Raw genomic sequence first — 13,027 nt, 5'->3', positions numbered from 1 at the left:
ATGCCGCAGGGCGCCCCCGCGCAGATCCCCGACGACGGCCTGACCACCCGGGCCCGGCGCAACGCGCCGGTGCTGGCGGTGCACACCGGCGACGGCAAGGGAAAGTCCACCGCCGCATTCGGAATGGCGTTGCGCGCCTGGAACGTCGGCATGGACGTGGCGGTGTTCCAGTTCGTCAAGAGCGCCAAATGGAAGGTCGGCGAGGAAGCTGCCCTGCGCGAGCTCGGGCAGCTGCACGACGAGCGTGGCGTCGGGGGCGCGGTCCAATGGCACAAGATGGGGTCGGGCTGGTCCTGGACGCGCCCGTCGCGCAAGGCAGGCAGCGACGTCGACCACGCCGCGGCGGCCGCCGACGGCTGGGCCGAGATAGCCCGGCGGCTGACCGCGCAACAGCACGACTTCTACGTGCTCGACGAATTCACCTACCCGCTCAAGTGGGGCTGGATCGACGTCGACGAGGTGGTCGACGCCCTGGTGGCAAGGCCCGGTCACCAGCACGTGGTGATCACCGGGCGCGATGCCCCGCCGCGGCTGGTCCAGGCGGCCGACTTGGTCACGGAGATGACCAAGGTCAAGCACCCGATGGACGCGGGACGCAAGGGGCAAAAGGGTATCGAGTGGTGAGTGTCCCCGGGGTCGTCGTCGCTGCACCGGCGTCGGGCAGCGGAAAGACCACGGTCGCAACGGGTTTGATCGGCGCGCTGCGCCAGGCCGGACACGTCGTCGCGCCGTTCAAGGTCGGCCCTGACTTCATCGACCCGGGCTACCACTCGCTGGCGGCGGGCCGGCCCGGGCGCAACCTGGACGCGGTGATGGTGGGGGAGCGGCTGATAGGGCCCCTCTACGCGCACGGCAGCGAAGGTGCGCGCATCGCCGTGATCGAGGGCGTGATGGGTCTTTTCGACGGCCGCATCGGGCACGCCGAGGCGATGCCCGCGGAAGGGTCGACCGCCCACGTCGCCGGCCTGCTGGGCGCGCCGGTGATCCTGGTGGTCGATGCCCGCGGCCAGAGCCAGAGTATCGCCGCTCTGCTGCATGGCTTTTCGACGTTCGACGCGGCGACCCGGCTCGCGGGCGTGATCCTCAACCGGGTCGGGTCGCAGCGCCACGAGCTGGTGCTGCGGCAGGCCTGCGAACAGGCCGGCGTCCCAGTGCTGGGCGCGATACCGCGCACCGCCGAATTGGAGCTGCCGACAAGGTATTTGGGCCTGGTGACCGCCGCCGAGTATGGGCAGCGCGCCCAGCTGGCCGTCGACGCGATGTCCGCGCTGGTCGCCCGCCACGTCGACCTGGCCGCCGTGGTCGCGGTCGCCGGAAGCCGGGTCGCCGACCCGCCGTGGGAGCCCGCCGCCGCGGTGGGCCCGGCGCGGGGCGGGCGCGCCGTCGTCGCGATGGCGGCGGGGAAGGCCTTCACGTTCGCCTACGCCGAACACGCCGAGCTGCTGCGGGCCGCGGGCGCCGATGTCGCCGAATTCGACCCGCTGGCCGACCCGTTGCCGCCGGGCGCCGACGCCGTCGTGCTGCCCGGGGGCTTTCCTGAGCAGTTCACCGCCGAGCTCTCCGCCAACGACGTCGTCCGCGGGCAGATCGCCGGGCTGGCCGCCGCCGGGGCGCCGGTGCATGCCGAATGCGCCGGGCTGATCTACCTGGCCACCGAGCTCGACGGCTATCCGATGTGCGGCGCCCTCGCCGGATCGGCGCGGTTCACCCAGCAGCTGAAGCTGGCGTACCGCGAGGCCGTCGCCGTGGCCGATTCGCCGCTGTACACCGTCGGCGAGCGGGTGGTAGGACACGAATTCCACCGCACGGAGGTGACCTTCACCGAGAGCTACCAGCCCGCCTGGGCGTACCGGGGCGCGCAGGTCGACACCGTGCGCGACGGCGTGGTGCACGCCGGGGTGCACGCGTCGTATCTGCACACGCATCCGGCGGCGGCACCGGGCGCGGTCGCGCGGTTCGTCGCCCACGCCGCCGCCCGCCGCCAGCCGTAAGCGCGTCGAAAGTTCGCGAGCGTAACCCCACTGCGAAAACCCGGGCGAAAAAGCGCAGTGTCGTTACATTCGCGGTGTTGCCTTCAAACGGCTACGGCTCCAGCAGCCACTAGGCTTGCCGGGTGACCGAGAGCCCCTATCTCGTCGGACTGCGGCTGGCCGGCAAGAAGGTCGTCGTGGTCGGCGGAGGCAGCGTCGCTCAGCGCCGATTGCCGTTGCTGATCGCCAGTGGCGCCGACGTCCACGTCATCACCCGCACCGCCACGCCCGCCGTCGAGGCGATGAGCGGAATCACCTTGGCGGTGCGCGAATACCGCGACGGCGACCTCGACGAAGCCTGGTATGCGATCGCGGCCACCAACGACGCGGCGGTCAACGCCGCCGTGGTGGACGAGGCCGATCGCCGGCGCATCTTCTGCGTGCGCGCCGACATCGCCGTCGAGGGATCCGCGGTGACGCCTGCGACGTTCGAGTACGCCGGGCTGTCGGTCGGCGTGCTGGCCGGCGGCGAGCACCGGAGGTCGGCCGCCATCCGCTCGGCCATCCGCGAGGCCCTGCAGACCGGGGCAATCGCCCCGGAAAGCACAGAGAGCTCCGACGTGGTGCGCGGTGGGGTGGCGCTGGTCGGCGGGGGTCCCGGCGACCCCGAATTGATCACCGTGCGGGGGCGCCGGCTGCTCGCGCAGGCCGACGTCGTGGTCGCCGACCGCCTGGCGCCGCCTGAGCTGCTCGCGGAGCTGTCGCCGCACGTCGAGGTCATCGACGCCGCCAAGATCCCGTACGGGCGGGCCATGGCCCAGGACGCCATCAACGACGTGATGATTGAACGGGCCCGGGCCGGGAAGTTTGTAGTGCGCCTCAAGGGGGGAGATCCCTTTGTATTCGCCCGCGGCTACGAGGAGGTTCTGGCATGCGCCGAAGCCGGCGTACCCGTGACGGTTGTGCCGGGTGTGACAAGTGCCATAGCGGTGCCCGCCCTGGCGGGTGTCCCGGTCACTCATCGGGCGATAAACCACGAGTTCGTGGTGGTCAGCGGACACTTGGCGCCCGATCATCCGGAATCGTTAGTGAATTGGAATGCGCTGGCAAAATTGTCCGGCACGATTGTTTTGCTGATGGCGGTCGAACGCATCGAGCTTTTCGCCGAAGCGTTGCTCAAAGGCGGGCGACCAGCAGATACGCCCGTCCTGGTGGTCCAACACGGCACAACGGCAGATCAGCGCACGTTGCGAGCCACGCTTGCCGACACGCCCCAGATGGTCCGCGCGGAGGGGATTCGACCTCCCGCGATCATCGTGATCGGCTCCGTCGCGGCGTTCGCCGCCTAAACAGATCTTAAGATTACTGTAAGGTAACCCGTTATGACGGCTCTCAACGACACAGAGCGCGCAGCCCAAAATCTGGCCGCTGCACGCCCCGATCGTCCGGCCCCGGAGCGCACCGAGCGCCCGTCCCAGACCGTTTCCGAGACCGCCTCCACCCGCTTGAGCAGGTATTATCCGGCATGGTTGCCGTCGCGCCGCTTCATTGCGGCCGTTATCGCCATCGGCGGCATGCAGTTGCTGGCCACGATGGACAGCACCGTCGCCATCGTCGCGCTTCCTAAGATTCAAAACGAGCTGGGCTTGTCCGATGCCGGCCGTAGCTGGGTGATCACCGCCTACGTGCTGACCTTCGGCGGGCTGATGCTGCTGGGTGGCCGCCTCGGCGACACCATCGGCCGCAAGCGCACCTTCATCGTCGGCGTCACCCTGTTCACCATCTCCTCGGTGCTGTGCGCCGTGGCCTGGGACGAGGCGACGCTGGTCATCGCCCGGCTGTCCCAGGGCGTCGGGTCGGCCATCGCCTCGCCCACGGGTCTGGCGCTGGTGGCGACGACCTTCGCGAAGGGCCCGGCGCGCAACGCGGCGACGGCGGTATTCGCCGCGATGACCGCGGTCGGCTCGGTGATGGGCCTGGTGGTCGGCGGCGCCCTGACCGAGTGGTCGTGGCGGCTGGCCTTCCTGGTCAACGTCCCGATCGGGCTGCTGATGATCTACCTGGCCCGCACCGCCCTGCGGGAGACCAACCGGGAGCGGATGAAGCTCGATGCCGCGGGCGCCATGCTGGCCACGCTGGCGTGCACCGCCGCCGTCTTTGCGTTCTCGATGGGCCCGGAAAAGGGCTGGGTCTCGATCACCACCATCGGCTCGGGCGTCGTGGCCATAGCCGCCGCGCTGGCTTTCATCGTCGTCGAGCGCACCGCCGAAAACCCCGTCGTGCCTTTCGATCTCTTCCGTGACCGCAACCGGCTGGTCACCTTCATCGCGATCTTCCTGGCCGGCGGGCTGATGTTCAGCCTGACCGTGTGCATCGGCCTGTACGTGCAGGATGTTTTGGGCTACTCCGCGCTGCGCGCCGGCGTCGGCTTCATCCCGTTCGTCATTGCGATGGGAATCGGCCTCGGCGTCTCCTCGCAGCTGGTGTCGCGCTTCTCGCCGCGGGTGCTGACGATCGGCGGGGGGATCCTGCTGTTCTGGGCGATGCTGTACGGCTGGGCGTTCATGCACCGCGGCGTCGCGTACTTCCCGAACCTGGTGCTGCCGATCGTGATCGGCGGGATCGGCATCGGCATGGCCGTCGTCCCGCTGACGCTGGCGGCGATCGCGGGCGTGGGCTTCGACCAGATCGGGCCCGTCTCGGCGGTCACGCTGATGCTGCAAAGCCTGGGCGGGCCGCTGGTGCTGGCCGTGATCCAGGCCGTGATCACCTCGCGGACGCTGTACATGGGCGGCGTCACCGGACCGGTGAAATTCATGAACGATGCGCAGCTGCATGCGCTCGACAACGGCTATACGTACGGCCTGCTGTGGGTAGCGGGCGTGGCCGTCATCGTCGGCGGTGCCGCGCTGCTCATCGGCTACACCCCCGACCAGGTGGCCCACGCGCAAGAGGTCAAGGAAGCCATCGACTCCGGCGAGCTCTAAGCTTTCGCCGCCGCTCGCTGTCCCTGCCGTCGTCTCATCCGCCGCAAGCTAGGCTGGCCCGCTGTGATTACCCGGATGTCCGAGCTGTTCCTGCGCACCTTGCGCGACGATCCCGCCGACGCCGAAGTCGCCAGCCACAAGCTGCTGGTGCGCGCCGGATATGTCCGGCAGGTCGGCCCCGGACTGTACAGCTGGCTGCCGCTGGGGCTGCGGGTGCTGCGCAACATCGAACGCGTCGTCCGCGAGGAAATGAACGGGATTGGCGGGCAGGAGATCCTGTTCCCCGCGCTGCTGCCGCGCGGGCCCTACGAGACGACCAGCCGGTGGACCGAGTACGGCGACGGGGTGTTCCGCGTGCGCGACCGCCGCGACAACGACTACCTGCTGGCTCCCACGCACGAAGAGGTGTTCACCCTGACGGTCAAGGGCGAATACAACTCGTACAAGGACTTTCCGCTCACGCTGTACCAAATCCAGGGCAAGTACCGCGACGAGGCCCGGCCGCGGGCCGGCATCCTGCGGGCCCGGGAGTTCGTGATGAAGGACTCCTACTCCTTCGACATCGACGCCGCCGGGCTCAAGGCGGCCTACCACGCGCACCGCGAGGCGTATCAGCGCATCTTCGACCGGCTGCGGGTCCGCTACGTCATCGTCTCCGCGGTGTCCGGCGCCATGGGCGGCAGCGCCTCGGAGGAGTTCCTCGCCGAGAGCCCGATCGGGGAGGACACGTTCGTCCGGTGCGCGCAGTCGGGATACGCGGCCAACGTCGAGGCGGTCATCACCGCCCAGCCCGAGGCGCTGCCCATCGACGGGCAGCCAGCGGCGGTCGTGCACGACACCGGCGACACCCCGACCATCGCGACGCTGGTCGAGTGGGCCAACGGCGCCGGCCTGGGCCGCACGGTCACCGCGGCCGACACGCTGAAGAATGTCCTCATCAAAGTCCGTGAGCCGGGCGGAGATTGGGAGCTGCTGGCCATCGGGGTGCCCGGCGACCGCGAGGTCGACGACAAACGGCTGGGCGCAGCCTTGGAGCCGGCCGAATACGAGCTGCTGGGCGACGCCGACTTCGCCAAGTTTCCCTTCCTGGTGAAGGGCTACATCGGGCCGAAGGCGTTGCAGGACAACGAAGTTCGCTACCTGGTTGATCCGCGCGTCGTCGACGGCACCAGCTGGATCACCGGCGCCGACGAGCCGGGCCGCCACGTCGTGGGGTTGGTGGCCGGCCGCGACTTCACCGCCGACGGCACCATCGAAGCCGCCGAGGTGCGCGAGGGCGATCCCTCCCCGGACGGCGCCGGCCCGCTGGTGATGGCGCGCGGCATCGAGATCGGGCACATCTTCCAGCTGGGCCGCAAATACACCGACGCCTTCACCGTCGACGTGCTCGGCGAGGACGGCAAGCCGGTGCGATTGACCATGGGCTCCTACGGAATTGGGGTGTCGCGGCTGGTCGCCGTCGTCGCCGAGCAGCAGCACGACGAGCTGGGCCTGCGCTGGCCCGCGGCGATCGCGCCCTACGACGTGCACGTGGTGATCGCCAACAAGGACGCCGAGGCGCGCGCCGGGGCCACCGAGTTGGCCGCGGACCTGGATCGCCTCGGGCTGCAGGTGCTGCTCGACGACCGCCAGGCCTCGCCGGGCGTCAAGTTCAAGGACGCCGAGCTGCTGGGCATGCCGTGGGTTGTCGTGGTGGGACGCGGCTGGGCCGACGGCGTGGTGGAGCTGCGCGACCGGTTCGGCGGGCAGACCCGCGAGCTCGCGGCCGGGCCGTCGCTGGCCACCGACGTCGTCGCCGCGCTGGGCCGCTAGCTACTCGTTGCCGCCGGGGAAGCTCGTCGTGATGGGCCAGGCGCCCAGCACCCGGTTCCACCGCGCGGCCATCACCGCGCTCTGGGTCAGCGCCGTCGACGCGAACGCCCGGTCGTCGGCCGTCTCGGCGTGCTCGATGACGGCGCGCCACGCCGTCGCCCCGTCGTTCTCCATCCGCGCGGCCAGGCGTGCCGCGTCGGCGCCGCTGGCCACCAGCATCGGCAACTGATAGCCGGCCGCGGCGACCGGCGCGGTGACCTTGCGGGCGGCCAACATGGCGATGACGTCGTCGCGGCGCTGGCGGTGCTGGTTCAGCGCGTCCACGACCAGGTTGTTCACGCCGGGGGGCGACAGCGCCGAGACGATGCCGTAGCCGTAGATCGTCGAGTGCTCGACGGACAGCGCCTCGCACAACGCCGCGCTGTCGGCATCCTTGGGGACCGGCGTCATGGCGTGGGACCCGGGGGCACCAGGGCGATCTGGTAGGAGGCGGTGCACGACGCGGCGATGGAGCCCAGCAGCCCGGCCCGATAGCCCGACGACGAAGCCACCAGGCGGCTGGCGCTTTCGGCGGAGGCCTTCAGCGCGCCGATGACGTCGGATACCGGCGGCGGCTCCGCGGCCGGGGCCGGCGGGGCCTGGGCGGCGGGAGCCGCGCCATCGCCGCCGGCGGCGGGCTTCGCGGGTGCCGCCGCCGAAGACCCCGTCTCGCCGTTACCGGCAGCCTTGGGGATCGCCTTGTCGAGGGCCCGGTCGAGCGACTTGTCGGCGACCTTGGCGGCGCCCTTGTCGCTGGCGGGCGGCTTGCTGCCGCCCAAGGACTCGCGCAGCCGGCGCGCGACTGGCGCCTCTACGGTCGACGATGCGGATTTGACGAATTCGCCCTGTTCATTCAGTCGGGCGAGCACTTCCTTGCTGGTGACACCGAGTTCCTTGGCCAACTCGTGCACGCGGGCCTTACCTGCCACTACATCTCCTGTCTATGAGGCGACAGCAGCGGGCCGCGCCTCGGGTTTAGCTATGACGCATGGTCATCGGGACTTCACGGTGTGCTCATGTTCTTCGCTACCTGTTCTCTTCCTGGTGGTTCAAGCGCCCGTAGGTGCTCGACCACCGCGGATGTGTCCGGTGGACGGTCGATGCGCAACGCTTTGGTGAAAGCTCGCCGCCGAACCGCCTGTTGTGCGCACTGCAGCTCGGGATGCAGCCATGCACCCCGCCCCGGCAGGCTACTCGCTGGATCAACGATCACGGCATATTCGCCGTTCCCCGCCGACCTAGCCACCACTCGAAGCAGTTTGACGGCCAACTCTCGCTTCCGGCACCCGACACACGTCCGCACGGGTCCCCCCGTGGCTCGGTGCGCCGAGTCCGAAGGCTCGCGCTGGATCACGGCTCAGTCTAGCGTCACTTGATCGCAGGCCAGAATCGCCCGCGTGGGGCGCCGACGTCAGGCGCAGATCGGGTCGCCCGCCCTGTTCAGGCGGCTAGTGATCGTGGGCCACCGGGTGGCCGGCGCCGTGTTCGGTGTGGCTTTCCGGGTCCCCGGGCGAATCGCCGCGAATGTCGATGCGCCAGCCGGTGAGCCGGGCCGCCAGCCGCGCGTTCTGGCCCTCCTTGCCGATCGCCAGCGACAGCTGGAAGTCGGGAACCACCACGCGGGCGGCGCGGGCGCTCTGGTCGATCACCGAAACCGACACCACCTTGGCCGGCGACAGCGCGTTGGCGACGAAGCGGGCCGGATCCTCGTCGTAGTCGATGATGTCGATCTTCTCTCCGGACAGCTCGCTCATCACGTTGCGGACCCGCTGCCCCATCGGACCGATGCAAGCGCCCTTGGCGTTCAGGCCCGGTACCCGCGATGCCACGGCGATCTTGGAACGGTGCCCCGCCTCGCGCGCCACCGCGACGATCTCCACCGAGCCGTCCGCGATCTCGGGGACCTCCAGCGAGAAGAGCTTGCGCACCAGGTTGGGGTGCGTCCGCGACAGCGTGATCACCGGCTCGCGCGACCCGCGGGTGACGCCGACCACGTAGCAGCGCACCCGGTTCCCGTGCTCGTAGCCTTCGCCGGGCACCTGCTCGGCCGCCGGGATGACGCCCTCGGAGGCCTTGGTCTCGGTGCCCATCCGCACCACGATCAGCCCGCGGGCGTTGGCGCGGCTGTCGCGCTGGATCACGCCCGCGACGATTTCGCCCTCGCGGGTGGAGAACTCGCCGTAGGTGCGCTCGTTTTCGGCGTCGCGGAACCGCTGCAGCATGACCTGGCGCGCGGTCGTCGCGGCGATCCGGCCGAAACCCTCGGGGGTGTCGTCCCATTCGCTGATGACGTTGCCGTCCTCGTCGACCTCGCGGGCCATCACCTTCACGACGCCGGTCTTGCGATCGATCTCGATGTGCGCCTCGGTCTGGTGTCCCTGGGTGTGCCGGTAGGCGGTCAGCAACGCGGATTTGATGGTCTCGAGTAGCTCGTTGACCGAGATGCCCCGGTCCACCTCGATCGCATGCAGCGCGGCCATATCGATGTTCATGTTCCGGCCTCCGTCCTGTCGGCCCGATCCCCGATCAACCCGGTCGCCATTTCCAGCTCAGCCTGTGCTGGTGGCGAAAACTCAACCTGGACAACGGCTTTCGCGATGTCGGCAAGCGGGATGTCGCGCACCGTCCAGCCCCTGCCGTCGCGCACCACCAGCGAGACCACGCCCTCGCGGGTCTCGCCGACGCGGCCGGTCAGCCGCGATCCGTCCGCCAAGCCGATTTCGGCCTTGCGGCCGCGGGCGCGACGGAAGTGCTTGTCGGTGGTCAGGGGGCGGTCGATGCCGGGCGAGGAGACCTCGAGGACGTAGCGGTCGCCGACGTCGTCCAAATCGTCGAGCAACGTCGAGGCGGAACGCGACAGCGTCGCGATGGTGTCCAGATCGAGCGCGCTGTCGCCGTCTGCGATCACCGTGATCCGGGGCGGGTGGGTGCGGCCGTCGATGACCACGTCTTCGATCTCATAGCCAGCGCGCGCGAACTCTCCACCGAGTAGCTCGATCACCTGCGTCGCAGAAGGTAGCCCGGTGGTCACGGCGAGCTCCTCATCTTGAGTTGTCCGGCAAATTCCGGCGTCCGGCGGAGGGCAAAACGTGCCGTTCCGCGAGAACCGACTATTCACGATACGCCAGGAATCGCCCATCACGATGTGATCGCTTGGCCAACGTCCCAGCATCGTGCCTACCGTCGTGACCCCACCTTCTGATGGCAGGATGTTGGGCGTGTCCAGCGCAGCATTCGTCACCAACAGGCGGGGTGTCCTCGCCGGTGGTGCGGCCCTTGCCGCGCTTGGGGCGGTGACCTCCGCCTGCGGTGAGTCCAAGCCCAAAACCCCTGCCGTCGAAGACCTGGTGGGGCCGTTGGACCAGGCACGACATGACAGCGCGCTGGCCGGCGCGGCCGCGCCGGCCAGCGCGCTGTCATGTCGTGCCTGGTCCAACGGCCCCACCAGGTCTTCGACGGCAGGGGTTTTGGGCTTGGACTCACCGCAGGCGGAGGTCACCGCCCCAAGCGCGGCAAGGGCCGCACCACCGGCGAGGACACCCCGCCTGTTGGTGACGAATGCTGCGCTGGACACGCCCAACATCCTGCCATCAGAAGGTGGGGTCACGACGGTAGGCACGATGCTGGGACGTTGGCCAAGCGATCACATCGTGATGGGCGATTCCTGGCGTATCGTGAATAGTCGGTTCTCGCGGAACGGCACGTTTTGCCCTCCGCCGGACGCCGGAATTTGCCGGACAACTCAAGATGAGGAGCTCGCCGTGACCACCGGGCTACCTTCTGCGACGCAGGTGATCGAGCTACTCGGTGGAGAGTTCGCGCGCGCTGGCTATGAGATCGAAGACGTGGTCATCGACGGCCGCACCCACCCGCCCCGGATCACGGTGATCGCAGACGGCGACAGCGCGCTCGATCTGGACACCATCGCGACGCTGTCGCGTTCCGCCTCGACGTTGCTCGACGATTTGGACGACGTCGGCGACCGCTACGTCCTCGAGGTCTCCTCGCCCGGCATCGACCGCCCCCTGACCACCGACAAGCACTTCCGTCGCGCCCGCGGCCGCAAGGCCGAAATCGGCTTGGCGGACGGATCGCGGCTGACCGGCCGCGTCGGCGAGACCCGCGAGGGCGTGGTCTCGCTGGTGGTGCGCGACGGCAGGGGCTGGACGGTGCGCGACATCCCGCTTGCCGACATCGCGAAAGCCGTTGTCCAGGTTGAGTTTTCGCCACCAGCACAGGCTGAGCTGGAAATGGCGACCGGGTTGATCGGGGATCGGGCCGACAGGACGGAGGCCGGAACATGAACATCGATATGGCCGCGCTGCATGCGATCGAGGTGGACCGGGGCATCTCGGTCAACGAGCTACTCGAGACCATCAAATCCGCGTTGCTGACCGCCTACCGGCACACCCAGGGACACCAGACCGAGGCGCACATCGAGATCGATCGCAAGACCGGCGTCGTGAAGGTGATGGCCCGCGAGGTCGACGAGGACGGCAACGTCATCAGCGAATGGGACGACACCCCCGAGGGTTTCGGCCGGATCGCCGCGACGACCGCGCGCCAGGTCATGCTGCAGCGGTTCCGCGACGCCGAAAACGAGCGCACCTACGGCGAGTTCTCCACCCGCGAGGGCGAAATCGTCGCGGGCGTGATCCAGCGCGACAGCCGCGCCAACGCCCGCGGGCTGATCGTGGTGCGGATGGGCACCGAGACCAAGGCCTCCGAGGGCGTCATCCCGGCGGCCGAGCAGGTGCCCGGCGAAGGCTACGAGCACGGGAACCGGGTGCGCTGCTACGTGGTCGGCGTCACCCGCGGGTCGCGCGAGCCGGTGATCACGCTGTCGCGGACGCACCCCAACCTGGTGCGCAAGCTCTTCTCGCTGGAGGTCCCCGAGATCGCGGACGGCTCGGTGGAGATCGTCGCGGTGGCGCGCGAGGCGGGGCACCGTTCCAAGATCGCCGTGGCATCGCGGGTACCGGGCCTGAACGCCAAGGGCGCTTGCATCGGTCCGATGGGGCAGCGGGTCCGCAACGTGATGAGCGAGCTGTCCGGAGAGAAGATCGACATCATCGACTACGACGAGGATCCGGCCCGCTTCGTCGCCAACGCGCTGTCGCCGGCCAAGGTGGTGTCGGTTTCGGTGATCGACCAGAGCGCCCGCGCCGCCCGCGTGGTGGTTCCCGACTTCCAGCTGTCGCTGGCGATCGGCAAGGAGGGCCAGAACGCGCGGCTGGCGGCCCGGCTCACCGGCTGGCGCATCGACATTCGCGGCGATTCGCCCGGGGACCCGGAAAGCCACACCGAACACGGCGCCGGCCACCCGGTGGCCCACGATCACTAGCCGCCTGAACAGGGCGGGCGACCCGATCTGCGCCTGACGTCGGCGCCCCACGCGGGCGATTCTGGCCTGCGATCAAGTGACGCTAGACTGAGCCGTGATCCAGCGCGAGCCTTCGGACTCGGCGCACCGAGCCACGGGGGGACCCGTGCGGACGTGTGTCGGGTGCCGGAAGCGAGAGTTGGCCGTCAAACTGCTTCGAGTGGTGGCTAGGTCGGCGGGGAACGGCGAATATGCCGTGATCGTTGATCCAGCGAGTAGCCTGCCGGGGCGGGGTGCATGGCTGCATCCCGAGCTGCAGTGCGCACAACAGGCGGTTCGGCGGCGAGCTTTCACCAAAGCGTTGCGCATCGACCGTCCACCGGACACATCCGCGGTGGTCGAGCACCTACGGGCGCTTGAACCACCAGGAAGAGAACAGGTAGCGAAGAACATGAGCACACCGTGAAGTCCCGATGACCATGCGTCATAGCTAAACCCGAGGCGCGGCCCGCTGCTGTCGCCTCATAGACAGGAGATGTAGTGGCAGGTAAGGCCCGCGTGCACGAGTTGGCCAAGGAACTCGGTGTCACCAGCAAGGAAGTGCTCGCCCGACTGAATGAACAGGGCGAATTCGTCAAATCCGCATCGTCGACCGTAGAGGCGCCAGTCGCGCGCCGGCTGCGCGAGTCCTTGGGCGGCAGCAAGCCGCCCGCCAGCGACAAGGGCGCCGCCAAGGTCGCCGACAAGTCGCTCGACCGGGCCCTCGACAAGGCGATCCCCAAGGCTGCCGGTAACGGCGAGACGGGGTCTTCGGCGGCGGCACCCGCGAAGCCCGCCGCCGGCGGCGATGGCGCGGCTCCCGCCGCCCAGGCCCCGCCGGCCCCGGCCGCGGAGGC

General features: G+C 69.3%; 13 protein-coding genes and 2 pseudogenes. 10 read left to right on the top strand and 5 right to left on the bottom strand.

What is annotated here, in order from left to right; all coding sequences use genetic code 11:
- The 5 genes from cobO to MRAB57_RS26790 all read left to right on the top strand — a co-directional run bounded on the left by cobO (position 1) and on the right by MRAB57_RS26790 (position 6,769).
- Positions 1–624 (top strand): cob(I)yrinic acid a,c-diamide adenosyltransferase, encoded by a 624-nt coding sequence (gene cobO / locus MRAB57_RS26810; RefSeq protein ID WP_077090030.1) that lies wholly within the window; start codon positions 1–3, stop codon positions 622–624.
- A complete protein-coding gene (locus MRAB57_RS26805; protein ID WP_077090029.1) occupies positions 621–1,991 on the top strand; it encodes a cobyrinic acid a,c-diamide synthase CobB in 1,371 nt (456 codons plus the stop codon). Before cobO ends, MRAB57_RS26805 begins: the two co-directional genes overlap by 4 nt.
- A gap of 122 nt (positions 1,992–2,113) precedes the next feature.
- Positions 2,114–3,319, top strand: coding sequence for a uroporphyrinogen-III C-methyltransferase (gene cobA, locus MRAB57_RS26800; RefSeq protein WP_077090028.1), 1,206 nt, complete (start codon positions 2,114–2,116; stop codon positions 3,317–3,319).
- A gap of 33 nt (positions 3,320–3,352) precedes the next feature.
- Entirely contained in the window at positions 3,353–4,957 is a 1,605-nt protein-coding gene (locus MRAB57_RS26795) for an MFS transporter (RefSeq protein WP_077090027.1), read from the top strand.
- Between the two features lie 63 nt (positions 4,958–5,020).
- Positions 5,021–6,769 (top strand): proline--tRNA ligase, encoded by a 1,749-nt coding sequence (locus MRAB57_RS26790; RefSeq protein WP_077090026.1) that lies wholly within the window; start codon positions 5,021–5,023, stop codon positions 6,767–6,769.
- Here MRAB57_RS26790 and MRAB57_RS26785 read toward each other — a convergent pair whose 3' ends face one another.
- The 5 genes and pseudogenes from MRAB57_RS26785 to rimP (MRAB57_RS26765) all read right to left on the bottom strand — a co-directional run bounded on the left by MRAB57_RS26785 (position 6,770) and on the right by rimP (MRAB57_RS26765) (position 9,839).
- Positions 6,770–7,219, bottom strand: a complete 450-nt coding sequence (locus MRAB57_RS26785) for a ferritin-like domain-containing protein (RefSeq protein ID WP_077090025.1) — start codon at positions 7,217–7,219, stop codon at positions 6,770–6,772.
- Between the two features lie 158 nt (positions 7,220–7,377).
- A pseudogene (locus MRAB57_RS26780) lies at positions 7,378–7,737 on the bottom strand (translation initiation factor IF-2 N-terminal domain-containing protein); the annotation flags it as partial.
- Positions 7,738–7,811: 74 nt separating this feature from the next.
- Positions 7,812–8,054 (bottom strand): YlxR family protein, encoded by a 243-nt coding sequence (locus MRAB57_RS26775; RefSeq protein WP_342743369.1) that lies wholly within the window; start codon positions 8,052–8,054, stop codon positions 7,812–7,814.
- 202 nt (positions 8,055–8,256) lie between these two features.
- On the bottom strand, positions 8,257–9,300 hold the full coding sequence (gene nusA, locus MRAB57_RS26770) for a transcription termination factor NusA (protein WP_077090022.1): 1,044 nt from the start codon (positions 9,298–9,300) through the stop codon (positions 8,257–8,259).
- Positions 9,297–9,839: a ribosome maturation factor RimP gene (gene rimP, locus MRAB57_RS26765; RefSeq protein WP_077090023.1), complete on the bottom strand. Its 543-nt coding sequence runs from the start codon at positions 9,837–9,839 to the stop codon at positions 9,297–9,299. The genes nusA (MRAB57_RS26770) and rimP (MRAB57_RS26765) overlap by 4 nt, the downstream gene beginning before the upstream one ends.
- A gap of 178 nt (positions 9,840–10,017) precedes the next feature.
- On the opposite strand from rimP (MRAB57_RS26765), the pseudogene MRAB57_RS28885 reads away from it, so the two are divergent.
- The 5 genes and pseudogenes from MRAB57_RS28885 to MRAB57_RS29335 form a co-directional block, all read left to right on the top strand.
- A pseudogene (locus MRAB57_RS28885) lies at positions 10,018–10,216 on the top strand (hypothetical protein); the annotation flags it as partial.
- A 353-nt stretch (positions 10,217–10,569) separates the two neighbouring features.
- A complete protein-coding gene (gene rimP / locus MRAB57_RS26760) occupies positions 10,570–11,112 on the top strand; it encodes a ribosome maturation factor RimP (RefSeq protein ID WP_077090023.1) in 543 nt (180 codons plus the stop codon).
- A complete protein-coding gene (nusA, locus tag MRAB57_RS26755; RefSeq protein WP_077090022.1) occupies positions 11,109–12,152 on the top strand; it encodes a transcription termination factor NusA in 1,044 nt (347 codons plus the stop codon). Before rimP (MRAB57_RS26760) ends, nusA (MRAB57_RS26755) begins: the two co-directional genes overlap by 4 nt.
- A gap of 94 nt (positions 12,153–12,246) precedes the next feature.
- Positions 12,247–12,597, top strand: a complete 351-nt coding sequence (locus MRAB57_RS26750) for a YlxR family protein (RefSeq protein WP_216823762.1) — start codon at positions 12,247–12,249, stop codon at positions 12,595–12,597.
- 74 nt (positions 12,598–12,671) lie between these two features.
- On the top strand, positions 12,672–13,027 hold a 356-nt coding region (locus tag MRAB57_RS29335), incomplete at its 3' end, for a translation initiation factor IF-2 N-terminal domain-containing protein (RefSeq protein WP_245836018.1).

It is taken from the genome of Mycobacterium rhizamassiliense (assembly GCF_900157375.1).
GTDB classification, from domain to species: Bacteria; Actinomycetota; Actinomycetes; order Mycobacteriales; family Mycobacteriaceae; genus Mycobacterium; species Mycobacterium rhizamassiliense.
This window is presented reverse-complemented; position numbering and strand designations above follow the sequence as displayed.